This window comes from Amycolatopsis sp. cmx-11-12 (assembly GCF_046269425.1).
GTDB lineage: Bacteria > Actinomycetota > Actinomycetes > Mycobacteriales > Pseudonocardiaceae > Amycolatopsis.
The window spans coordinates 174,403-197,137 of sequence record NZ_JADNQM010000012.1 but is presented as its reverse complement, the minus strand read 5'-3'; the positions used below and the strand labels follow the sequence as shown (position 1 = coordinate 197,137).

Genomic DNA, 22,735 nt, shown 5'->3' with positions numbered 1-22,735 from the left:
TGGATGCGTTCGGGTTCACTGGGCGGCCAGCCATTTCGCGACCCCGCCGACGGCGTCCTTGCAGCCGCCGCAGCCGGTCGTCGCGCGGGTCGCCCCGGCGAGGGCGGGAACGTCGGTGGCACCGGCACGCCAGGCCTCGACGAGCCGTCCCTTGGTCACCGCGTTGCAGCGGCAGATGACCGCCGACGCGGGCAGATCGGCCGGGCTCGACGCCGACGGCGACCCGGCGGGCAGCGCGCGTCCCAAAAGGACGGCGAGCCGGTCTTCGGGCACCGGAGTGCCCCGGTCGTAGAGTTGCGTGATCGTCGCGGCCGCGTCGGGCAGGCCGAGCAGGATCGCCCCCGCCACCTTGTTCTCGCGGACGACGAGCTTGCCGTAGCGACAGCCCGCCGGATCGCTGAAGGTGAGCACTTCCGCGGTCGGGTCGTCCGCGCCGGTCATCGTCTCGCCGAGCGCGGTGAGGTCGATGCCGCGGGCCTTCAACCGGGTCACCGGCTGGGTGCCGCGATAACGCGACGCGGATTTCGTCCCGGTGACCAGATCCGCGACGACGGCGGCCTGTTCCCACGCGGGTTGCACGAGACCGCCGAACGCGCCGGGATGCCGGGCACAGTCGCCGATCGCGTGGATCCGGCCGTCGCTGGTACGCAGCAGATCGTCGACGACGATGCCGCCCTCGACGGTCAGCCCGGCGTCCACGGCCAGCTTCGTCTCGGCGCGGACACCGGTCGAGACGACGATGAGATCGGCGGGCACGTGGGTGCCGTCGTCCAGTTTGAGCCCGTCACCGCTGACATAACGCGCGGCCCCGACGCCGAGCCGGAAGCCGACGCCGAGTTCTTCGAGTTTCCTGGTCAGCACCCGCGCGGATTCCGCGTCCAACTGACGTTCCATGATGTGCGGCATCGGATGCACGACGGTGACGAGGTTTCCGCGCCCCGCCAGGCCTCGCGCGGCTTCCAGGCCGAGCAGCCCGCCGCCGAGTACGGCGACCGGGGCACCCAGTTTGGCGGCGTCGAGGATGCGGGCGCAGTCGTCGAGGGTGCGGAACGCGACGACGTCAGGACCGGGTTCGAGCCCCTCGACCGGCGGCATCCACGGGTTGGCGCCGGTGGCGAGCACGAGCGCGTCGTAGTCCACAGTGGACCCGTCATCGAGGTGTACTCGCCGGGCCGCACGGTCGATCGACGTCGCGGCGACCCCGCGCCGCAGGTCGGCTCCGGTGCGGGTCGGCCAGTCGTCGTCGTGCAGCCGGACAACCTCGGGCCGCATGGTCCCGGCGACCACCGACGACAGCAGTACGCGGTTGTAGGCGGCGTGCGTCTCCGCGCCGACGACGGTGAGCCGGACGCGTTCGCCGTCGGGATCGCGGCGGTGGATGTCGTCGGCCAGCCGTGCGCCCGCCATCCCGTATCCGGCGATGACCACCGACCGGGGGCTCACGCGACGTCTCCGGCCGGGGCGAGCGCGACCGCGCACACCTTGAACTCGGGCATCCGGCTCGTCGGGTCGAGTGCCGGGTTGGTCAGCAGGTTCGCCCTTCCTTCGCCAGGAAAGTGGAACGGCAGGAACACCAGATCCGGGCGCAGCGACGGCACGCAGCGGACGCGGGCGATGGTCTCCCCGCGCCGGGATCGCACGACCGCGAGATCGCCCTCGGCCAGCCCCGCCCGGGCGGCGGTGTCCGGATGTACTTCCACGAAGGCCTCCGCTACGACGTCGTTCAGCTCCTTGACCAGCCGGGTCTGTGCCCCGGACTGGTAGTGCTGCAGGACCCGGCCCGTGGTGGCCTGCAAGGGAAATTCGGCGTCGGGTACTTCGGCCGGGCCGACGTGATCCACCGGTACGAACCGCGCGCGACCGTCCGGGTGGGCGAAGGAGTCGAGGAACATCCGCGGCGTGCCGGGATGCGATTCCGCCGGAACGGGCCAGTACAGTGCCTCGCCGTCACGGAGCCGGTCGTAGGTGATGCCGGAGTAGTCGGCGATGCCGCCCTTCGATGCCTGGCGGAGTTCGGTGAAGACGGTCTCGGCGTCGGAGGAGAACCGGCCGTCGGGCTGCCCGAGCCGCCGGGCGAGTTCCGAAAGCACGTACAGATCCGTCCTCGCGCCGGACGGCGGGTCGATAGCCTTGCGCCGCAACAGGATCCGGCCTTCGAGGTTGGTCATCGTGCCGTCTTCTTCGGCCCATTGGGTGACCGGCAGGACGACGTCGGCCATCGCCGCGGTCTCCGACAGCACGAGGTCCGAGACGACCAGGAAGTCCAAAGAGGACACTTTCTCCTGGACACTTCCCGCCCGGGGCGCCGAAACGACGAGATTACTGCCGAACACCATCAACGCGCTCGGTCCGTCGTCGGTGCCGAGCGCTTCCAGCAGCTCGACGGCCGAGCGGCCCGGCCCCGGCAGGGATTCCGGTGGCACACCCCAGACTTCGGCGACGTACTCGCGGGCGGCGGGATCGTCGATCTTGCGGTACCCCGGCAACTGGTCGGCCTTCTGGCCGTGTTCGCGACCGCCCTGGCCGTTGCCCTGCCCGGTCAGGCAGCCGAAGCCGGAACCCTGACGCCCCGGCAGACCGAGGGCGAGTGCGAGGTTGATCCACGCGTTCACCATCGCCGTGCCGTTGGCGTGCTGTTCGGTACCCCGCGCGGTGAGAATGTAGGCATTACGGGCGGAAGCCAGTTTCGCGGCGACACGGCGCTGGTCCGCGGCGGAGACCCCGGTGATCTGCTCGACGCGCTCCGGCCACCAGGCCGCGACCGAACGCCACAGTTCCTCGAAACCGTTCGTACGCGCGTCCACATAGGACTGATCGAGCAGCCCGTCGGCGACGACGGCGTGCAGGATCCCTTGCGCGAGCGCGACATCGGTACCCGGTGCGGGCGCGAGGTGCAGTCCGGCCAGTTCGGCGGTCGGGGTACGGCGCGGGTCGACCACGATCAGGTCCGCGCCGCGCAGGTGCTGCGTGAACGGCGGCATCGTCTCGGCGGGGTTCGCGCCGACGAGCAGGACGGCGTCGGCGGCGGCGAGATCCGTGACCGGGAACGGCATCCCGCGATCGGCGCCGAACGCCTTGATCCCGGCCGCGGCCGCCGACGACATGCAGAACCGGCCGTTGTAGTCGATCTGCGAGGTACCCAGCGCGACGCGGGCGAATTTCCCCAGCAGGTAAGCCTTTTCATTGGTCAGGCCGCCGCCGCCGAAGACGGCGACCGAGTCGGCGCCCTTGGCCGCGCGGATCTCGGTGAGCCGCCGCGCGACGAGGTCGAGCGCTTGTTCCCAGGTCGCGGGCCGGAGTTCGCCGTCGGCCCTGATCAACGGTGTGGTCAGGCGCGAAGGCGAGGTGAGGAGTTCTCCTGACGTCCAGCCCTTCTGACACAGGCCACCGGCGTTGACCGGGAAGTCGCGCGGGGTGACGCGGGCGCCGTCGAGGCTCATCCCGCACTGCAAGGCGCAGTACGGGCAGTGTGTGGCCACGGCTCGGGCGGGGGCGGCGAGCGGCACGGGCACCTCCTCCAGGCGTCGATTGCGCTTGAAGGTAGGCAGGCCTTGTTACCTGAAAACTCCTGAATGTTTCAGGCGTTTGACATTGCCCGCCGCCGATGGACGTCACACCGTGAGGACCCGTAGGACTATGAACTAGGTGTATAGACGGTGCGTATACACACTGTGTATAGTCGCCGTATGTCCATCGGGAACACCCTGCTCGGCCTGCTCGAAGCCGGCCCCAAACACGGTTACGACCTCAAACAGCTCTACGACAAGCAGTTCCGGCAAGACCGACCACTGCACTACGGGCAGGTCTACTCGACGCTGAACCGGCTGCTGAAGAACGGCCTCGTCGAGGAGAACGGCGTCGAAGCTGGCGGCGGTCCGGACCGGAAGCGGTACGCGATCACCGACGCAGGCGTCACCAACGTCGAGGAATGGCTGAAAAGCCCGGAAAATCCGTCCGTCTACCTGCAGAACACGCTCTACACCAAGGTCGTGCTCGCCCTCCTGTCCGGCCGCGGCGCCCAGGACCTGCTCGACGCCCAGCGCGGCTCCCACCTCCGCGCCATGCGTGAGCTCACCGCCCGCAAGACCGACGGCGACCTCGCCGATCAGCTCATCTGCGATCACGCGCTGTTCCACCTCGAGGCGGATCTGCGGTGGCTGGAGCTCACCGCGGCCCGCCTCGACGATCTCGCGCGTCAGCTGACGCGCTGACCTGGGGACCACAAAGTGGAAACACCGTTGTTACAAGGCTTGGGCCTGCACAAGGCCTTCGGCCCCGATCAGGCGCTCGCCGGGGCAGGGCTGACGCTCGAAGCCGGGGAGATCGTCGCGATCATGGGCCCGTCGGGCTCGGGGAAGTCGACACTGCTGCACTGCCTGTCCGGCATCGTGCGCCCCGACAAAGGACAGGTGCTGTTCCGCGGCCGCGAACTCGCGAACATGCCCGACGCCGAACGCAGTGCCTTGCGGCGTACCGAGTTCGGCTTCGTCTTCCAGTTCGGGCAGCTCGTGCCGGAGCTGACCTGCCTGGAGAACGTCGCGCTGCCGCTGCGGTTGGGCGGCATCAAGCGCCGTCCCGCCGAACGACTCGCGCGGGACTGGCTCGACCGGCTGCAAGTCGGCGACTCGGACCACAGCATGCCCGGCCAGGTGTCGGGCGGGCAGAGCCAGCGGGTCGCCATGGCCAGGGCGCTGATCACCGAACCGTCGGTGATCTTCGCGGACGAACCGACCGGCGCGCTGGACACGCTCAGCGGCGAAGCGGTGATGCGCCTGCTTTCCGAGACGGCGAAGCAGACGAACGCCGCCGTCGTCCTGGTCACCCACGAACCGCGGGTGGCCGCCTACTCAGACCGGGAGGTCATCGTGCGAGACGGCCGGACACGTGAACCGGCGGTGACCCGGTGACCGGACGCGAAGACCTGTTGCTGGGGTTCCGGCTGGCCGTCGGGGGCGGCCGGGGCTCGATCGTCAGGCTCGTCCTGAGCGCCGCCGGCATCGGGCTCGCGGTGACGATCCTGCTGACCGGTGCCTCCGCGGGCACCATCAAGGAGAACCGGGACCAGCGGGCGTTCACCTCGTACGTGTGGAGCGAACCGATCCCTGGCGTCGCCCCGCTGGCCTACCGCGCGACGACGACCGACTTCCGCGGTCAGGCGATCTCGCTCGTCCACCTGCGGCCCACCGGGCCGAACTCGCCGATCCCGCCGGGTGTGGACCGGCTGCCCGCGCCGGGCGAGGTCTTCCTTTCGCCGAAGCTGGACGAACTCGTCGCGGCCGACACCAGTGGCCTGCTGCGGCCACGGCTGCCCGGTGAGCCGGTCGGGGTCATCGCCGCGGAGACCGTGCTCAATCCGAACGACCTGGTCGCCTACGTCGGCTCCGGTACGTTGCGATCCGGCCCCATGGTCTACGGCTTCGGCGCCGAGCGCGGCTACGGCGGCGTGGTCGAACAGGGCGTCCTGGCGCTGCTGTTGATCGGGCTCTTCGTCCTGCTCACGCCGGTGTTCATCTTCATCGGGACGATCTCCCGGCTCGGCGGCGCCACCCGGGACCGGCGGCTCGCCGCGTTGCGGCTGGCGGGCTCGTCCGTCCGGCAGCTGCGCCGGATCACCGCGGCGGAATCGCTCGTGGGCGCCGCGGCCGGGCTCGTCGCCGGCGCCGCGTTGTTCCTGCTCTTCCGCAGTGCGGTGACGAACTTCCAGGTGTTCCGCTTCGGGCTCTACCCGAAGGACCTCACACCGCCGTGGCCGCTGGTGGCGCTGATCGTGCTGCTCGTCCCCGCGCTGACCGTGGTGACGGCGTGGTTCGCCCAGCGGCACACGATCGTCGAGCCGCTGGGCGTCGTCCGCGAGTCCACACCGCCGAAGCGGCGGTTGTGGTGGCGGCTACTTCCGGTCCTCGTCGGACTCGCCTTGGTCCTCCCGGATTTCGGCATGGCGAGCGATCTCGGCCGGGCGGCGCTGATCGCCGGGGTGGTCCTGCTGATGCTCGGGATCCCGGCGCTGCTGCCGTGGCTGCTGGAACTCGTCGTGTCCCGGATCAAGGGCGGGTCACCATCGTTCCAGCTCGCGATCCGCCGCCTGCGGACCGACAGCGGGACGCCGTCGCGGGTGGTCGCGGGCCTCTGTGTGGTGCTCGCCGGGGCGATCGGGCTGCAGAGCCTGATGGCGGGCCAGGCGGCGTTGCAGGACGAGTACCGGGACACGACGGCAGGCCGGACGATCGTCAACGCGGAGGGCCCGGTGGCCGACAAAGCGGTGGCCGCGGTGCGCGCGGTTCCGGGCGCGGCCGATTTCCAGGCCATGCGCTCGCTGTTCGTCACGGACAGCGGGGACCAGTCCCTCTCCTCGTTCGCCGTCGCCGACTGCCCCGCGATCGAAGCGTCGACAGGAGTGACGGGCTGCCGCGACGGCGACGTGTTCGCCGAAGCGCCGTCGTTCCACAAAGGACAGTCGGTGACGCTCACGGACCTCGACAAACGAGAACAGCCCTGGTCCGTTCCGGCCACACCGCGACCGCTCGGCCCGGAGAAGTCGGGGATCGCCCGATACCTCGGGGTGCGCGTGCTCGCGACGCCGGCCGCGGTGGCGGGCGTCGATCTGACGGCCGCCTCGGTCGCGATGAGCCTGCGTGACGGGGCCGCGAACCCGGACTTCGTCGAACTGGTGCGGAACTCGGTCGCCACGCTCGGCTGGGAGGCCACGGTGAGCGCGTACAACCGGGAACGAGTCACCGACGAGGCCCGGATGTTCGGGGACGCGCGGAACATCCTGCTCGGCGGCGCGCTGTTCGTCCTGCTGCTGGCCGGGGTGAGCCTGCTCGTGCTCGCCCAGGAACAGATCCGGGAACGGCGACGGGCCCTCGGCGCGCTGTCGGCCACCGGGGTCCCGGTGCGCGTGATCCTCCGGTCCCTGATGTGGCAGAACGGGATCCCGCTGCTGCTGGGGATCGTGATCGCGACGGCGACCGGGATCGGGATCGCCGCGGTGGGCAGGCGGATGTTCTGGGACGCGGTGTCCATCGACTGGGCCGCGGTCGGGGTGCTCACCGCGGCGGCGATCGTGATGGTGCTGCTGGTGACGGCGTCGACGCTGCCGTCCGTGCGCTCGGCGGCGAAGACGGAGAGCCTGCGCACCGAGTGAAGCCGGTGAAGGCCCCTTCTTTCGAGGAGGGGCCTTCACCTGTTCTACAAGACGGCGCTGACGTCGCGAGCGGCGGCGCGAAGCCCATCGTGCGCCGCTCGCGTCGAGCGCGGGTCGAGGGCGTTGGCGGCCAGGCGGAACAGGACGGCCCGCAGGAGCAGCTGTGGCCATTCCGGCAGATGCGCCCAGCGTTCGAGAAGATCGATGGTGGCGCCGCCCCAGGCCAGCGCGTCGACCGCGACGATCGCGGCACCCCATTCACCGGGCCGGTAGTACGGCACGAAATCGACGATGCCGGGAGCCTCGTCACCGTCGAACAGCACTCCGGCGAGCAGCTCCCCATGAACGACCTGGTCCGGCAGCTTGACCGGTCTTCGGGAGCCCGCCAGCACCTCGAACCAGCGGCCGCCCTTGTTCTCGTCGAGGGACATGTCCGCTTCGCCCCACGCGAGTTTGTCGGCCAAGGCCTCGATATCGGTGCGCCGCCCCAGGAAATCCGGCCGCGGCAACCCCGCCGTCGTCCGGTGCAGCTTGACCGCCGCGTGCACGACCTCGTCGTAGCGATGCTCGGCCGTCCCGGACACGAACCGGTTCGCCGACCAGCCGCCGAGCACCCACCGGCCGTCACTGGACCGGACGGGCTTCGCGACCCGCAACCCCGGCTCGTCCACGGCTTCCAGCGCACGGGCCGTCCACAGGGTCCGCGACCTGTCCACGACCGGCTTCAGCACGAGATCGCCGTAGCGCCAGGCGGTGGTGCCGGGCAGCGGCTCCGCGTCACCGGTACGTCCGCCGAACGCCGCGCAGACGTGAGCCGGAGGGCTTTCCAGAGTGGCACGCACGGCTCGGCACGTTACCCCGTCTTCCGCGCCACGAACGAGAAGACGCGCTGGTGGAGGGTCGCTCCCAACCCGCGTGAAGGCCCCCTTCACGCGGCTGAGCCGAGGGAAGGGGGCCTTCACGCGGGAAACACCGTCAGTAAGTCGGCACGCTCTGGTCGCCTGAAGTACATGATGGCCCCCTTCCTTGTGTTAGGCGCAAGGAAGGGGGCCATCATGTACTTGGGAAGGCGTGAAGGTCGAGCTTCCTCGGCTGAGCCTTCATGCGCCATCGTTGTGGCTGGTGGGTCTACTGGGGCATGTTCCAAGTTCGTGAAGGACTCTTTGAGGGACTCTGGGTCCCTCAAAGAGTCCTTCACGGACCGCGGTCCCGACCCCAGCCCACGCGGGAAACACCGTCAGTAGGTCGGCAAGCTCTGGTCGATCTGCCGCGCCCAGGCCAGCACGCCGCCACCGAGGTGGGTCGCGTCCTTGAACCCGGCCTGGTGCAGCGCGGCCAGGGCCTCCGCCGAACGCGCGCCCGACTTGCAGTGCAGCACGATCGGCTTGTCCTGCGGCAGTTCGGACAGCGCCTCGCCCGAGAGGATCTTGTCCTTCGGGATCAGCGTCGCGCCCTTGATGTTCACGATCTCGTACTCATGCGGCTCGCGGACGTCGATGAGGGCGAAGTTGTCGCCGCTGTCGAACTTGGCCTTGAGCTCCGCCGGAGTGATCGTGTGCCCCGAAGCGGCCGAAGCGGCTTCGTCGGACACGACACCGCAGAACGCTTCGTAGTCGATGAGCTCGGTGATCTGCGGGGTCTCCGGATCCTTGCGGATCTTGACCTCGCGGTACTTCATCTCGAGCGCGTCGTAGCTGACGAGCCTGCCCAGCAGCGGCTCACCGATGCCGGTGATCAGCTTGATCGCCTCGTTGACCATGATCGAACCGATCGACGCGCACAGCACGCCCAGCACGCCACCCTCGGCGCACGACGGGACCATGCCGGGCGGCGGCGGCTCGGGGTAGAGGTCGCGGTAGTTGAGGCCCTTGCCGTTCGGCGCGTCCTCCCAGAACACGCTCGCCTGGCCCTCGAACCGGTAGATCGAGCCCCACACGTAGGGCTTGCCGGTGAGCACGGCGGCGTCGTTGACCAGGTAGCGCGTCGCGAAGTTGTCGGTGCCGTCGAGGATCAGGTCGTACTGCTCGAACAGCTCCAGCGCGTTCGACGACTCGAGCCGGTCGGTGTGCAGGTGCACCTTCACGAAGGGGTTGATCTCGGCGATGGTCTCCTGCGCCGACGCGGCCTTGAGCTTGCCGATGTCGGACTGGCCGTGGATGACCTGGCGGTGCAGGTTCGATTCGTCGACCTCGTCGAAGTCGACGATGCCGAGCGTGCCGACCCCGGCCGCGGCCAGGTACAGCAGCGCCGGGCTACCGAGGCCACCGGCACCGATGACCAGCACCTTGGCGTTCTTCAGCCGCTTCTGCCCGGTCACCCCGACGTCCGGGATGATCAGGTGACGGCTGTACCGGGCCACCTCTTCCTTGGTGAGCTCGGCGGCCGGCTCGACGAGCGGCGGCAGCGTGCCTGACATCGGGTCCTCCATCTCGCGTGGATCGCGGGTCGCATCCCAGTATCTACAACACCGACAGGCGGAAACGACTTCCCCTGTTTCATATCCTGGGAATTTCCAGCAGATGGGACGGCGCGACTAAGGTGTTTGATTCGGCCAGGAGCCCGGCTTGCAGACCTTGCCGTCCGCGAGCACCCTGCCGCGGTCACCGCCGGGCAGGTTGTTCAGCTGTGCGACGAAGTCGTTGGAGACGCCGAAGGTCTGCTGCATCATCACCGGCGCGATCCCGCCGTCGACCTGGCAGCCCACGTGTTTTCCGCCCAGGGCATGCCCGACTTCGTGATTGATGGCGTACTGGCGATACCCGGTCATGTCACTCTCGAAGGCCATCGCCCCCCGCACCCAGCGGGCGAGGTTGATCACCACGCGCTTGTCGAAGCTCGAGCGATAACACGACGTCTCGTAGGTGATCTGGAACATGCAGACGTCCGCGCGATGCGTCGTGTCCGGTGTGGTGAGGCTCACCCGGAAGCTGGGGTTCGGGAAGCTCGCATCCACGCGCTGGAGCGCCTTTTTGCCGTCCCACGTCCAGCTCTTGGGATTGGACAGGGTGCCCTCCACCATCGCGGCGAAGCTGTCGTCGCCCTGGTAGCTGGCCGGATCGATGCCGTCCTCGACCTCGATCGTGTAGGTGAACAGCTGCCCCGTGCCCACCTTCTCGCCCTTGCCCGGCACCACGTGATAGGTGCCTTTGCCGGACTGGGTGAAGTTGCCGCCCTTGGGCAGGTCGGCAGTCGGGATCTTGAGATCGACCGGTTTGGCGGGGTTCTCCGGGAGGACGTCGCCGCCTCCGTCGACACCCGCGCCCGGCTCGCCGCCGTTGCCCGCGGCACCGTCGGCCGAAGCGAGGCTCGCCCCGTCGGGGGCGATCGGCTCGGCCGGGCCGGTGGCGGTGTTGAAGACGACCAGCGCGGTGATCACCACAAGGATCGGCAGCGCATACACGCGCCAGCCGTAGGTCTTGGCGAAGTGGCCGATGCCGCCTTCGCTCTTGCGCTTGGCGCCTTTGGCGGCGCCGGGCTCGTGCGGCTTCCAGGACGCGCTGAGCGGCTGGGCGCTGGTCCGGCGGCCGCCCGGGCGGTAGCGATCTTCGTCGAGCCGCTGTGACGGTGGCGGCGACGGCCGGTACTGGCCGGTGCGCGGAACATCGGAGGCCCGGGGCTGAGCGCGTGGCGAACGACGGGCGGAGGCGGAGTACTGAGACCGCCGACCTTCGCCCTGCGCGCCTTGCTTCACCCGATCCACGGGCACCAGGGTGCCATAACCGAACTGTGATGTTGTGAGCGACCGCCGCGACGCGCGGTGTGTCCTACCCACCCGAATGGGCTACCAGGTGCCCGATTCGACCGATTCCCACATCCCCAAAACGGCCTTCGCTACGACATTCGGGCGTTCCATCTGGGCCACATGGCCGGTTCGAGGCAGAACCAGCAACCGGGCGTGCGGAAGTAGCCGAGCGGTGCGCTCGGCGCGCCGGACGGAGATCACCCGGTCGTGCTGCCCCCACACGACGAGCGTCGGCGTGGCGACCGTCGGCGCGACGGCCCACAGCGACGCGGGTCCGCGCGCGGACCACGTCCGGAAGATGCCGAACGTGCTGCGGGCCAGCGCGGGAGCGGCCCAGGCGAAGCCGGCCCGGGCGCTGTGCTCCTCTTCCAGCTCGTTCAGCCTGCTCTCGGCGAAGCGGCCCGGGTCGGCGAAGCACAGATTGATGACCTGCATGGCGCGTTCGCGCGGGCCGAGCGCGGCCAGCTGACGGCGCACCCGGGGACCGATCAGCGGCAGGTACGCGAACGCCATCCGCGGATCGGACAGCCTGCTCATGCTGGGCCGGAGATCCGGCATCGCGGGCGAGATCAGCGTCAGCGTCTTCACCAGCTCCGGACGGCGGGCCGCGACGAGCAGCGCGACCGCGCCGCCCATCGAGTTGCCGAGCAGATGCACCGGCCCGGTTCCGAGGCCCTCGATGTGGCCCGCGACGATCTCGGCGTGCGCGTCGAGACTGAAGCTGAACCCGTCCGGCGGCTCCGAATAGCCGAAACCCGGCAAATCGACCGAAGTGCCCCCGGCCTGGGGCGCCAGGAGCGCGGCGAGGTCGGTCCAGTTCGTGGACGAACCGCCGAGCCCGTGGACGTAGACCGCCGTTTCGGGACCTCCCGGCGTCCGGCGGATGTGCAATTTCACCCCGCCGACACCTATTGTTTCCCCGGGCCACGGCGGCGGCGCGGGATCAAGCGACGGCAATGACCTGCGCGACAGCGGTACGTGGGTCAGTGGTGAGCGGCCCGCGGCGGCACGGGAAACTGGAGAAGACACAGCATCAAGGATGCCCGACCCTTGGCGGTTCGGCCGTACCGGCGAGTAATCTCGAGTTCACTTCACGCGGCGGTGACCCCGCCCTTGAACTGGAGGAAGAATGACCGAAATGGCGCGACTGCAGGCCCGAGGCGTCCGCCTGCCCAGGACGGAACGGCGCGCCCAGCTGCTGGCCGCCGCGCAGCGGGTGTTCGCCGCGAACGGATACCACGCCGCCGCGATGGACGAGATCGCCGAAGAGGCCGGGGTCAGCAAGCCCGTCCTCTATCAGCACTTCCCCGGCAAGCTCGACCTCTACATCGCGCTGCTGGAGAGCCACGTCGACGAACTGGTGCGGCGGGTCAAGGACGCGCTCGACTCCACGACGGACAACAAGCAGCGCGTCCCGGCGACCGTCGGCGCGTTCTTCGACTTCGTCGACAACGACGCGGGCGCCTTCCGCATGGTCTTCGAGTCCGACCTGCGCGGCGAGCCCGCCGTGCAGGAGGCCGTGGACCGGGCGACATCGGCCAGCGTCGACGCGATCACCGAGACCATCACCGCCGACGCGGGCCTCGACGAGGACAAGGCGCGGCTGCTCGCCGTCGGCCTCGTGGGTCTCTCGCAGGTCAGCGCGCGGTTCTGGCTGGCGCACCACAAGTCGATGAGCAAGGAAGAGGCCGTCGCCCTCACCGCCAACCTCGCCTGGCGAGGCATCGGCGGTGGCTTCCCGCTCCAGCACTGACCGCGTTTCGACCATCCAGCGGCACCGCGGCGGGCCGGGGTTCGGCTATGACTCGAGTGACCGCGTTGCCGATCCGCGAGGAGTCCCCATGCCGCACATCGCGCTCGACGAGAACCTGCCCGGAATCAGAGGTCTGTTCGCCTACCGGCCGGAGACGGCGGCGGCGCTCGGACAGCTCGCCGAAGTCCTGCTTCGCGGGCCGAGCAGCCTCAGCGTCGGCGAACGCGAGCTGATCGGCGCTGTCGTCTCGCGCGGTAACGACTGCACGTACTGCTCACGCAGTCACGCCGCCGTCGCCGCCGAAGCACTCGAAGGCGGTATGCCGGTCGTCGAAGCGGCCTGGAAGGACATCGACGGCGCGCCCGTGTCGGCGAAGATGAAGGCGCTCCTGCACATCGCGCTCGCCGTCCGTGAAGGCGGGAAATCCGTGGGCGAAGACCTGATCGCGGCCGCCCGCGCGGAAGAAGCGACGGACCTCGAAATCCACGACACGGTGCTGATCGCGGCCGCTTTCTGCATGTTCAACCGGTACGTCGACGGGCTGGGGACCATCGCCTCGGACGACCCGGACGCGTACCAGGACGCGGGGGCCCGCCTCTTGGCAGGCGGCTACACACGCCTCTGAAGAGAGCAAGGGACCTTTGCTATCGCTTGCTCACCCCAGAACGGGTCTCCCCAAGGGCGCCCCGCGCCCGACGGAGACTTCACCGTCGCGCGCCCTCTTTGGGCCGGAGGCCCACGGAAACCTTTTGTAGGGCGCCTTCTGCGAGAACGTGAGTTCCACGCGGTCGGCGCCCTGCGAAAGGTTTCCGTCAGCGCGCGACAGATGACAGAGCAAGGGACCTTTGCTATCGCTTGCCCCACCGAGAGCGATAGCAAAGGTCCCCTGCTCCTTCTTCAGACCCTCACAGCGCGGCGCACGAGTGCCGCGATGCGGTCCGAAACCTCCTGAGAGCGTTCCTGCGGAAGCATGTGCCCGGCACCCGGATACCGCACGAATTCGGCGTCCGGCAACGCATCCGCTATGACCTTGGCGTGGGTGGTCGGGCAGAGCCGGTCCCGCTCCCCCGACAGCACGACCACCGGTTTCCCCAGCAGCGCGGCCAGCGTGACCCGGCAGTCGTGTCGCGAGATCGCGTCCTGGAATCCGGCGACGCTCGCCGGATGCGCGCACAGCAGCTGTTCCGCCACCGAGTCCACGTCCGCCCGCCGCGGCCGCCGCCCGAAGACGAGCAGTCGCGCGCCAGGGCGCACCACCGACAGCGGCAACGGCAAGGCGTCCCGGCGGTTTTTCGCGAGCAGCTTCGCGAGGCGCCGTTCGAACCTCGCCGCGCCGCTGCCCGCGATCCCCGGCAGGCCGAGGGTGATCCGGTCCATCTCACCGGACGACGTGGCGACGAAGGCGACACCGGCGACGCGCCGGGCCACGAGTTCGGGGTGACTGCGGGACAACTCCATGATCGTCATGCCGCCCATGGAATGTCCCGCGAGCACGATCGGTCCGTTCGGTACGCGGTCTTCGATCAGCTCGGCGAGGTCGTTCGCCAGCGTCGGGATCGTGGCCGTGCCCGGTTTCGCCGGCGCGGAACCACCGTGCCCGCGCAGGTCGTAGCGCAGGATCCGGACGGAGTCGCCGAGCCGGGCCACCACGCTGTCCCAGGTCCGGTGGTCCTGTGTCCAGCCGTGGACCAGCACCAGCGTGAGTTCGGAGTCGGCGGGGCCGCTCATCTCGACGTGCAGCGCGGTGCCGTCACCGGTCACGAACCGGTGTTCCCGGGACGGGTCCCAGGACACGGTGCCGCGCTGTTTGACGCCCCTCATCGCTTCCCCGGCAGCAGGAAGGACTTGCGCCAGAAGTACATTCCCGGCTTCCCGACCAGACCGGACTCCTGGAGGAACGGCATGATCTTCTCGCCGGCCCAGCGCACGCTCTCCTGCCAGTTCGGGTTGTTCATCGCGGCTTCGACACCGTCACGCGGACGGATGCCGACGGCCTTGTAGACATGCGGGTTGATGAACGCCCGCGTCACGAAGTACGAGATCAGCGCGATGATGAACTGCTGATAGACGATTTCCTTCTTTGACAGCTTCGCCATCCCGCGAGTGACCTCTTCGCGGGCGAAGGTGACGTGACGGGCTTCTTCGAGCACGTGGATCCGGTTGACCATGCGCACCAGCGGCTGGATGTCCGGGTCGTTCATCTGCTCGCGCTGAAGCCGGTCGAGTACCTCTTCGGCGACGAGGATCGCGCCGTAGCGCGCGGGCCCGTAGCTGATCGACGGCATCAGTTTCGCGAGACGGCGCAGCCACGGCACCGGCCCGTAGGACGGGCAGCCGATCCGCGACGCCATCCGCGCGAACATCGTCGAGTGACGGCATTCGTCCGCGATCTCGGTCAGCGCGTACTGCGCGTGCGAACTGGTCGGGTCTTCGTCGTAGACCTCCTTGAGCAGCATCTGCATCAGGAGGATTTCGAACCACAGCCCGGTCGTGGCGACGCTCGCGACCTCGTGCTTGCCAAGTTCGATGCGCTGCTCTTCGGACAGCGAGTCCCACAGCTTGGTGCCGTAAAGCGAGGAACGGTGTGCCGGGATGAAGTGCTTCCCGTCCACCAGCGGAGCGTTCCAGTCGATGTCGACGTCGGGGTCGTAGAACTTGTTTGCGGAGGACTTGAGCAGCCGCTCGGCCGTCTTCTCCCGGTCTGTTTCCTTCAGCGCCCGCGTCATTGCCGACACACCCCTATCTGTAACTCGCGGTAACAGTTACCTCTGGTAGCATGACGGGGGTGATCGAACGTGTCAAGCGCAACAGCAAGCAGTCGAGCAAGCACCCCACAGCGGGTGAGGCCGACACGGGTGACGCCCGTCGCGACCGCTGGCGCAAGCACCGAATCGCGCGCCGCGCGGAGTTCGTCGAGGCAGCCCTCCGCGCGCTCGACACCCACGGACCGGACCTCGGCATGGAAGACGTCGCCGCCGAAGCGGGCGTCACGAAACCCGTGCTGTACCGGCACTTCGACGACAAGGCCGATCTGTACGTCGCGCTCGGGCAGCGCGGCACGGAGATCCTCTTCCAGCGGCTGATCCCGGCCATCAACTCCGAACTGGCCCCGGTCCCCCGGATCCGGATGGCGCTCGACGCGTTCTTCAGCGTCATCGAGGAGCACCCCAACCTGTACCGCTTGCTCGCGCGCGGAGGTCTGCAAGAGAAGGTGCTCGTCAAGTCCGACGTCGTCGCCGAGGACAAGGAACTGATCGCCACCGCGCTGACGGCGCTGCTCGGCGACTACATGCGGATGTTCAACATGGACTCCGGCGCCGCCGAACCGTGGGCGCACGGCATCGTCGGCATGGTGCAGAGCACCGGCGAATGGTGGCTGGACCGGCGCTCGATGGGCCGCGACAGCGTCGTCGAATACCTGACGCAGATCATCTGGGCCGCGATCGACGGCCTCTCCCGGCAGCAGGGCATCGTCATCGACCCGAACCTGCCGCTCGAAGAGAACAAGGTCGTCCAGATGCGCCAAGACGTGGAGGCACAGTGAGCGAGCACGACGAAGACGGCTACTCCGGCGAAGCGGTCCTCGTGATCGACGGGACCGAGATCGCGGCGACCGTCGAACTGCGGGGCTACTTCCAGCCGATCGACGGCTACTACCGCTGGTACGGCCGCGTGGCCACCAGCGAGCAGGTGTCCGCGGCCGTCGGCGGCAAGAAGACCGCCGTCGAGATCCGCGCGGGCGAGTACAGCGCGAAGGGTGAACTCTCCGACCCGGACCCGTGGGACCGCTACCGCATCATGGGCACCAGCACGCCGCCCTTCCACGTGCCCACCAGCCTCGAAGAACTGAACGAACTCAACGCCTGAGGGCTTCGGAAGTACATGAAGGCCCCCTTTCTTGCGTCTAGCGCAAGGAAGGGGGCCTTCATGTACTTGGGATCAGCCTCCGGGCGAGCAAGGGACCTTTGCTATCGCTGCCAGGTGACAGCAAAGGTCCCTTGCTCTCTTTCCGCAGGTCAGCGGCAGTAAGGCGTGGGGCGTTCAGCGTCCAGATTCCTACATCGTCACGAGGTCGCGCAGCTCAAGCCACCCAGGCACGGCCGCAGACCACCCCTAAACGCGCGTGAAGGCCCCCTTCCCTCGGCTCAGCCGAGGGAAGGGGGCCTTCACGCGCCAAAAGACCGTCAACCCCGCCGCTGAGCAGGCACCCGCGCCACCGCGCCCAGGTACTTCGGCCAGTTCGACAGCTTGTTCATCGCCCATTCCAGCGGTCCGCGGCCGATGAACTTCCGCCACAGCACCGCGGCGGTCAGCGCGACCACCGAGAACTCGACGAAGTGCAGCACGCTGAAGATCGAATCGCCGTCGCTCTCGTCCCACAGCAGCGCGATGGCCACGAAATGCAGCACGTACGCGCTCAGCACCCGCCCGCCCAGATCCGAAAGCGGCCGCAGCACGCGCTCGAACTTCGGCATCAGCAGCTGGCAGCCACCGATCACCGCCGCCGCGATCCCGATCGAGATCAGCAGGTCGAACGGCGTGTACGAGGTTCCGGTCGGCAGCAGTTCCCAAGCCCAGCTGGTGGTCGGCGGCGTGCCGTGGATCCAGGTCTGGTGGAGCCGGAAGAACTCCGACGGCGTCATCCCCGCCTGCGCGGCGGCCGGTTCCAGTGAGCGGTACACCGCCTGCATGCCGCCGAGCGGCCCGGTCGCGATCCAGGACACGAGATACCCGCCCACCGCGAGCGCCGATCCGCCGAAGAACAGGCGGCGGCACACGCTGCGCGAGGTCAGGTCCATCCGCCCGAGGGACATCCCCGCGAACACGTACGCCATCAGCGTCACCGCGGGGAAGGTCCCGGTCAGGACGAGGACGGTCGCGGCCTTCAGCAGACCTGTCGACGTGACGTCGTCCGCGGTCAGGTCCGGTGCGAAGAACAGCAGGTCGCGGGGCAGAAGCTGAGCCCTGATCAGATGTGAGAGCAGCGGGCCGGCCACGGCGACGACGACCGCGGCGATCGCCAGCGCCTTCGCGCTCGCGCGCAGCCACGGGATCGCGAAGAGGAAACAGGCCCCGTAGTAGGCCAGGATCACCATGTAGCCGGTCTCGAGGCTGGTCAGCCACAGCCCCAGCGCCACCAGGAGCGGTGCGCGGGTCGCCAGCTTGAGCGCGACGCGGGTCCGGTCGCGGCCCAGTTTCGGACGGCGACCGCCGGACATCAGCGCGATCGAGACACCGGCCAGCACCGCGAACAGCGCCGCGGAGTGCCCTTCGAACGGTTTGAACAGCACCCCGACGCCGCCTTTGGCGGGATCAGGGCCGACATGCACCGCGTACATGCCGAGGACGGCCAGGCCGCGGGCGACGTCGATACCGGTCAGCCGCCCAGCGACCCGCTTGCCTTGTTCGGGAACAGTGCGCGCGCCGTCGACCAGCGCGCGGTCCATCACAGTGACGCCGTCCACCTCATTTCTCGGCTAGCCCCCTGCCGTCCCCGCCTTAGCGTGACGATCAAATCTGAGAGCTGGCTGAGACGCAGCGGTGACGCCACTGTGACATCGGACTACAACCCAATCGGGTTAGCCACCAACAGCGAAGCCGACCTTGCGAACGTCTGACGGCGCGATCTCGACGTAGGCGATCCGGTCGGTGGGCACGATGTACTTACGGCCCTTTTCGTCGTCGAGGCGGAAGATCCCGTCGCCGGCCCTCAAGGCGTTCGCGACCAGTTCCTCGACCTCGTCGGGCGACTGGCTGCTGGACACCACGAGCTCCCGCGGCGTGTCCTTGATGCCGATCTTGACCTCCACGTGGGACCTCCGCTTGAAAGTTCGAAATTACTGGCCCGCCAAGGCTAGCCGAAGAGACGTCAGCCGAGCCCCAGCACCTGCATGCGTTTGGTGTGCCCCTGCTGCAACCGGCGGAACAACGCGGCGATTCCCGAAAGGTCGCCCGACCCTTCGACGATCAGTTCGGCGAGCCCGTCCCGCTCGGCGACGACGTACTGGGCCTGCGTCAGCGCCTCGCCCAGCAGGCGGCGGCCCCACAGCGCGAGCTTGTCGCGCGCCTTCGGGTCGGCGCCGATCCCGGCCGCGACTTCGCGCTCGGCGAAGGCCGAATGCCCGGTGTCGGCGAGCACGGTGAGCACCAGATCCTTGGTCTCGGGGTCGAGCCAGCTGGCCATCTCGCGGTAGAGGTCCGCCGCGAGCCCGTCGCCGACGTAGGCCTTCACCAGCGACTCCAGCCAGGAACGCGGCTTCGTGGAGGCGTGCCAAGCGTCGATGTGCCCGACGAAGGGCCGCATCGCGTCCTCGATGGCGACGCCGTGCCCCGCGAGGTGCTTGGTGAGCAGGTCGTAGTGCCCGATCTCGGCGGCCGCCATGGACGCCAGCGCGGCCCGGCCGGAGAGCGTCGGCGCGGTGCGCGCGTCCTCGGCCATGCGATCGAAAGCGGACAATTCCCCATAGGCGAGTACGCCGAGCAAATCGACTACGCCCTCACTGATCTGCTTTGCCTCCGTCACGGCGACGAGGGTATCGCCGAACACACTCGCGGAGTGCTGAAGAGACCGATCCCACCCTCCCCGGCGCGCCGGGGGCTATCCGAAAACCGCAGATCAGGTAGACTGGCTGCCGGATACGACGGATCATCCGTCCCGGATCGGGACGCTGCTGCGGCTGAAGGACAGCCGGTGCGGCCCTGATCAGCGCAAGAATGATGTGCGTGCACGCCATCCTGCGGCATTCCCACGAAGGGCCGCTTCAGCGCCAGTAGCGCGGAGCCCGAGCGAATTTTCGTGGTCGAGTGTCGATCGGTGACCAGGGCAGTGCGCGCTGGTCACGAGAGAGGCGAGCACCCTGACCACGAACGAAACCACGACCGAAGAGAACGCCACCACCGGCCTGCCGGAGGCCGTCGCGCTGGAACACAGCGAGAGCGGCCCGGCGGCACTGGACGTGTCGCACCCGCTTCAGGCGGGCGCACCGGTGGAACCCGAAGCCCCCTCCTTCGCGTCCTTCGGCGTCAAGCCGGAGATCGTGAAGGCGCTGAGCGAGGCCGGGATCGAGCGCACCTTCGCCATCCAGGCCCTGACCCTGCCGCTGGCCATGGCCGGCGACGACCTCATCGGCCAGGCCCGCACCGGTATGGGCAAGACGCTGGGCTTCGGCGTCCCGCTGCTGCACCGCGTCGAGGTCCCCGGCGACGGCACCCCGCAGGTGCTGGTCGTCGTGCCGACCCGCGAGCTGTGCATCCAGGTCGCGAACGACCTCAAGGGCGCGGGCAAGCACCTCGGCATCCGCACGCTGGCCATCTACGGTGGCCGCCCGTACGAGCCGCAGATCGCGGCGCTCCGCAGCGGCGTCGACGTCGTCATCGGCACGCCCGGCCGTCTGCTGGACCTGGCCGAGCAGAAGCACCTGGTGTTGGGCAAGGTCCGCGGTCTGGTGCTGGACGAGGCCGACGAGATGCTCGACCTCGGCTTCCTGCCCGACATCGAGCGCATCCTGCGGATGGTCCCGGACAAGCGGCAGACGATGCTGTTCTCGGCGACCATGCCGGGCCCGATCATCACGCTGGCCCGCACGTTCCTCACCCAGCCGACGCATATCCGCGCCGAGGAGAACGACGCCGGCGCCATCCACGAGCGCACCACCCAGTTCGTTTACCGGGCGCACTCGATGGACAAGCCCGAGCTGATCGCCCGCGCGCTCCAGGCCGAGGGCCGTGGCCTGACGATGATCTTCACCCGCACCAAGCGCACCGCGCAGAAGGTCGCCGACGAACTCGTCGAGCGTGGCTTCGCGGCCGCCGCCGTGCACGGCGACCTCGGCCAGGGCGCCCGCGAGCAGGCACTGCGCGCGTTCCGTGCCGGCAAGGTCGACGTACTGGTGGCCACCGATGTCGCCGCGCGCGGGATCGACATCGACGACGTCACGCACGTGATCAACTACCAGACGCCTGAGGACGAGAAGAACTACGTCCACCGCATCGGCCGCACCGGCCGCGCGGGCCGCACCGGTGTCGCGATCACCCTCGTCGACTGGGACGACGAACCGCGTTGGAAGCTGATCTCCGACACGCTCGGGCTCGACATGCCCGAGCCGGCCGAGACGTACTCGTCGTCGAAGCACCTGTTCAGCGACCTCGGCATCCCCGAGGGCATCGTCGGGCGCCTCCCGCTGTCGAAGCGGACCCGCGCCGGCCTTTCGGCCGAGGTCGAGGAAGACCTGGGCGGCAAGCGCCGGGGTCGTGGCCAGGGTCCGGCGAAGGACAAGGACGAAGAGGCGCCCCGCAAGCGCAACCGCACGCCGCGCAAGCGGACCCGCGGTGGTGCCGACGCGGCCGCCAAGATCGAGGCCGCCGACGCCGACGCCGCCGCGAACGCTTCCGAGGACAGCGCGGAAGGCCAGAGCGAAGGTGCTTCGGAAGGCCGCACTCGCACGCGCCGCCGCAGCCGTGGCGCCGCGAAGCCGAGCCCGGAGGTCAGTGGCCCCGCGGTCGAGAAGGAGGCAGGCGACAGCGCCGAGCGTCCGGCTCGCCGACGCCGCCGTCGCCGTCCCTCGGCGACTTCTGATACACCTGCGTCGGCAGACTGAGTAAATCTCGGACGCGGACGTAGGGAGCTAGGGGCACGTGAGCGAACGTTGGGACGCCGCGCCGGACGAAGATCCGGCGCGGCCCGTGCCCGCTGATCCCGAACAGACGTCGAACGGTGGCGGGCCGGACACCTCGGCCACGATCGGCACCGAAGACGTGCTGGACGCCGAACCCGCCCAGCCGGAGGCCTCCGAGCCTCCGCTGGCCGGGAAACGCTCCCGGCGCTCGCCGTGGAACCGCACGCGGGATCGCGTGATCGTCGCGGTGATCGTGGTGGTCGTCGCGGTCACCGGCGTCGTCATCGGCGTGACCAGCGACAACGCGGCGACAGTCGCGCAGGTCGCGGCCACCTTGCCGCCAGGGCTCCCGCCCGCCCCGGCGGAAGTACCCGGCTCGCTGACCGAACTGTGGCAGGCACCGAGTTCGTCGACGCCCGTCCCGATCGGTGAGGCCAACAGCGTCGTCACCGCCGACAAGGGCGAAGTACTCGGCCGCGACCCGTACACCGGCGATGTCCGGTGGCGCTATTCCCGCGATCTCGAGCTGTGCACCGTCGCGCTCGCCGGGATCAAGGTGGACGCGGTGTACCGCAAGGACACCGGTTGCAGCGAGGTCACCCAGCTCGACGCCGGGACCGGGCGCCGCACCGCGCAGCGCAACGGCGACGCGGAACTCGGCACCCAGCTGGTCGTCGACGGCTCGCATGTCACCACGACCGGCAAGAAACTGCTCAACACCTGGCGCGACGACCTGGTCAAGAGCATGGAGTACGGCCAGGTCCCGGCCATCGTGAACGCGAACAAGCAGCCGAGGACGGGCTGCACCTACGGCACGGTGGCCGCCGCGGCCGGCAAGATCGGCGTGATCGAGCGCTGCCCCGGCGACCCGGCCGACCGCTTCACCGTCTACCGCGCGACCAACGACGAGGCCGACGAACCGAAGGTCGACTACAGCACCGTGCTCGCCGGGAAGAACGCGAAAGTCGTCGCGATGTCCGGCGACCTCGCGCTGATCGCGCTGCCGGAACAGAAACTGCTGGTCATCTACGGCGGCGACGGCGTCCAGAAATCGGCGTACCCGCTCGACGCGCCCGCCGCGGACATCGCGCAGGATCCGGTGGGCGGCATCATGGCGACCGCGTGGACCGCGCAGGGCGTCTACTGGTTCACTGGCTCGAAGACCATGGCGTTCTCACGCGACGACCTCACGCCGCGCTGGACGCTGAACAGCTCAGTCGGCCCGGGCGTGACCTTCGGGGATCAGCTGGTCGTGCCGATCCAGGGCGGGCTCGCCGTACTGGACGAGCTGACCGGCACGACAATCCGCACCGTCGGCGTCGACCGGCACGGCTACACCGGCCCGGTGCGGCTCTCGTCGGTCGGGCCGGTGCTGCTGGAGCAGCGTGGCGCCACCGTGGCCGCCCTCAAGTGACCGACCGGCGATAGCAAAGGTCCCTTGCTCCCCCGGTGCGAGGTCACTCCATCGGCTCGGTGGATTC

The 22,735-nt window shown here is 69.1% G+C and carries 20 protein-coding genes; 9 read left to right on the top strand and 11 right to left on the bottom strand.

Features of this window, described 5'->3' with window-relative positions; translation table 11 throughout:
• Positions 1–15: 15 nt before the first annotated feature.
• The gene (locus ACLARN_RS19255; RefSeq protein ID WP_409492798.1) at positions 16–1,443 is read right to left on the bottom strand and encodes an FAD-dependent oxidoreductase; all 1,428 of its coding nucleotides are present in this window, start codon (positions 1,441–1,443) and stop codon (positions 16–18) included.
• A complete protein-coding gene (locus tag ACLARN_RS19250; protein ID WP_409492822.1) occupies positions 1,440–3,440 on the bottom strand; it encodes a molybdopterin oxidoreductase family protein in 2,001 nt (666 codons plus the stop codon). The genes ACLARN_RS19255 and ACLARN_RS19250 overlap by 4 nt, the downstream gene beginning before the upstream one ends.
• Before the next feature lie 246 nt (positions 3,441–3,686).
• Here ACLARN_RS19250 and ACLARN_RS19245 point away from each other — a divergent pair, with 246 nt between their 5' ends.
• The 3 genes from ACLARN_RS19245 to ACLARN_RS19235 are packed head-to-tail and all read left to right on the top strand — an operon-like array spanning position 3,687 to position 7,144.
• On the top strand, positions 3,687–4,211 hold the full coding sequence (locus ACLARN_RS19245) for a PadR family transcriptional regulator (RefSeq protein ID WP_409492797.1): 525 nt from the start codon (positions 3,687–3,689) through the stop codon (positions 4,209–4,211).
• A gap of 15 nt (positions 4,212–4,226) precedes the next feature.
• Positions 4,227–4,907: an ABC transporter ATP-binding protein gene (locus tag ACLARN_RS19240; RefSeq protein ID WP_409492796.1), complete on the top strand. Its 681-nt coding sequence runs from the start codon at positions 4,227–4,229 to the stop codon at positions 4,905–4,907.
• A complete protein-coding gene (locus tag ACLARN_RS19235) occupies positions 4,904–7,144 on the top strand; it encodes an FtsX-like permease family protein (protein ID WP_409492795.1) in 2,241 nt (746 codons plus the stop codon). The genes ACLARN_RS19240 and ACLARN_RS19235 overlap by 4 nt, the downstream gene beginning before the upstream one ends.
• Before the next feature lie 44 nt (positions 7,145–7,188).
• Here ACLARN_RS19235 and ACLARN_RS19230 read toward each other — a convergent pair whose 3' ends face one another.
• From ACLARN_RS19230 to ACLARN_RS19215, 4 genes are all read right to left on the bottom strand, one after another.
• Positions 7,189–7,986, bottom strand: coding sequence for a TIGR02569 family protein (locus ACLARN_RS19230; RefSeq protein WP_409492794.1), 798 nt, complete (start codon positions 7,984–7,986; stop codon positions 7,189–7,191).
• Between the two features lie 395 nt (positions 7,987–8,381).
• Positions 8,382–9,560, bottom strand: a complete 1,179-nt coding sequence (moeZ, locus tag ACLARN_RS19225; RefSeq protein ID WP_409492793.1) for an adenylyltransferase/sulfurtransferase MoeZ — start codon at positions 9,558–9,560, stop codon at positions 8,382–8,384.
• A 117-nt stretch (positions 9,561–9,677) separates the two neighbouring features.
• On the bottom strand, positions 9,678–10,844 hold the full coding sequence (locus tag ACLARN_RS19220) for a DUF3152 domain-containing protein (RefSeq protein WP_409492792.1): 1,167 nt from the start codon (positions 10,842–10,844) through the stop codon (positions 9,678–9,680).
• 81 nt (positions 10,845–10,925) lie between these two features.
• Positions 10,926–11,783: an alpha/beta fold hydrolase gene (locus ACLARN_RS19215; RefSeq protein WP_409492791.1), complete on the bottom strand. Its 858-nt coding sequence runs from the start codon at positions 11,781–11,783 to the stop codon at positions 10,926–10,928.
• A 232-nt stretch (positions 11,784–12,015) separates the two neighbouring features.
• On the opposite strand from ACLARN_RS19215, the gene ACLARN_RS19210 reads away from it, so the two are divergent.
• Together ACLARN_RS19210 and ACLARN_RS19205 are read left to right on the top strand one after the other, a co-directional pair.
• Positions 12,016–12,639, top strand: a complete 624-nt coding sequence (locus ACLARN_RS19210) for a TetR/AcrR family transcriptional regulator (protein ID WP_125796629.1) — start codon at positions 12,016–12,018, stop codon at positions 12,637–12,639.
• Positions 12,640–12,727: 88 nt separating this feature from the next.
• A complete protein-coding gene (locus tag ACLARN_RS19205) occupies positions 12,728–13,264 on the top strand; it encodes a carboxymuconolactone decarboxylase family protein (protein WP_409492790.1) in 537 nt (178 codons plus the stop codon).
• Positions 13,265–13,536: 272 nt separating this feature from the next.
• Here ACLARN_RS19205 and ACLARN_RS19200 read toward each other — a convergent pair whose 3' ends face one another.
• Positions 13,537–14,460, bottom strand: coding sequence for an alpha/beta fold hydrolase (locus ACLARN_RS19200; protein WP_409492789.1), 924 nt, complete (start codon positions 14,458–14,460; stop codon positions 13,537–13,539).
• Positions 14,457–15,365, bottom strand: coding sequence for an AurF N-oxygenase family protein (locus ACLARN_RS19195; protein WP_409492788.1), 909 nt, complete (start codon positions 15,363–15,365; stop codon positions 14,457–14,459). Before ACLARN_RS19195 ends, ACLARN_RS19200 begins: the two co-directional genes overlap by 4 nt.
• 50 nt (positions 15,366–15,415) lie before the next feature.
• Between ACLARN_RS19195 and ACLARN_RS19190 the strand changes: the two genes are divergently transcribed.
• On the top strand, positions 15,416–16,183 hold the full coding sequence (locus ACLARN_RS19190; RefSeq protein WP_409492787.1) for a TetR/AcrR family transcriptional regulator: 768 nt from the start codon (positions 15,416–15,418) through the stop codon (positions 16,181–16,183).
• On the top strand, positions 16,180–16,506 hold the full coding sequence (locus tag ACLARN_RS19185) for a DUF4873 domain-containing protein (protein WP_409492786.1): 327 nt from the start codon (positions 16,180–16,182) through the stop codon (positions 16,504–16,506). The genes ACLARN_RS19190 and ACLARN_RS19185 overlap by 4 nt, the downstream gene beginning before the upstream one ends.
• Before the next feature lie 317 nt (positions 16,507–16,823).
• On the opposite strand, the gene ACLARN_RS19180 is transcribed toward ACLARN_RS19185, so the two are convergent.
• The 3 genes from ACLARN_RS19180 to ACLARN_RS19170 all read right to left on the bottom strand — a co-directional run bounded on the left by ACLARN_RS19180 (position 16,824) and on the right by ACLARN_RS19170 (position 19,162).
• Complete coding sequence (locus ACLARN_RS19180; RefSeq protein ID WP_409492785.1) at positions 16,824–18,104, bottom strand: heparan-alpha-glucosaminide N-acetyltransferase domain-containing protein; 1,281 nt, start codon at positions 18,102–18,104, stop codon at positions 16,824–16,826.
• 114 nt (positions 18,105–18,218) lie between these two features.
• Entirely contained in the window at positions 18,219–18,449 is a 231-nt protein-coding gene (locus ACLARN_RS19175) for a DUF3107 domain-containing protein (RefSeq protein ID WP_005167610.1), read from the bottom strand.
• Between the two features lie 59 nt (positions 18,450–18,508).
• Positions 18,509–19,162 carry a ferritin-like fold-containing protein gene (locus ACLARN_RS19170; RefSeq protein ID WP_409492784.1) on the bottom strand — a complete coding sequence of 218 codons (654 nt, stop codon included), beginning with the start codon at positions 19,160–19,162 and terminating at the stop codon, positions 18,509–18,511.
• 463 nt (positions 19,163–19,625) lie between these two features.
• Here ACLARN_RS19170 and ACLARN_RS19165 point away from each other — a divergent pair, with 463 nt between their 5' ends.
• Together ACLARN_RS19165 and ACLARN_RS19160 are read left to right on the top strand one after the other, a co-directional pair.
• Positions 19,626–21,236, top strand: a complete 1,611-nt coding sequence (locus ACLARN_RS19165; RefSeq protein ID WP_409492783.1) for a DEAD/DEAH box helicase — start codon at positions 19,626–19,628, stop codon at positions 21,234–21,236.
• A gap of 37 nt (positions 21,237–21,273) precedes the next feature.
• Positions 21,274–22,668: a hypothetical protein gene (locus ACLARN_RS19160; protein ID WP_409492782.1), complete on the top strand. Its 1,395-nt coding sequence runs from the start codon at positions 21,274–21,276 to the stop codon at positions 22,666–22,668.
• Positions 22,669–22,735: the final 67 nt, after the last annotated feature.

Bases quoted from the DNA above. Each gene is read 5' to 3' on its own strand.
- ACLARN_RS19200 (WP_409492789.1), bottom strand. From the start codon at position 14,460: ATGAGGGGCGTCAAACAGCGCGGCACCGTGTCCTGGGACCCGTCCCGG.
- moeZ (WP_409492793.1), bottom strand. From the start codon at position 9,560: ATGTCAGGCACGCTGCCGCCGCTCGTCGAGCCGGCCGCCGAGCTCACC.
- ACLARN_RS19205 (WP_409492790.1), top strand. From the start codon at position 12,728: ATGCCGCACATCGCGCTCGACGAGAACCTGCCCGGAATCAGAGGTCTG.
- ACLARN_RS19250 (WP_409492822.1), bottom strand. From the start codon at position 3,440: ATGAGCCTCGACGGCGCCCGCGTCACCCCGCGCGACTTCCCGGTCAAC.
- ACLARN_RS19195 (WP_409492788.1), bottom strand. From the start codon at position 15,365: ATGACGCGGGCGCTGAAGGAAACAGACCGGGAGAAGACGGCCGAGCGG.
- ACLARN_RS19245 (WP_409492797.1), top strand. From the start codon at position 3,687: ATGTCCATCGGGAACACCCTGCTCGGCCTGCTCGAAGCCGGCCCCAAA.
- ACLARN_RS19210 (WP_125796629.1), top strand. From the start codon at position 12,016: ATGACCGAAATGGCGCGACTGCAGGCCCGAGGCGTCCGCCTGCCCAGG.
- ACLARN_RS19190 (WP_409492787.1), top strand. From the start codon at position 15,416: ATGACGGGGGTGATCGAACGTGTCAAGCGCAACAGCAAGCAGTCGAGC.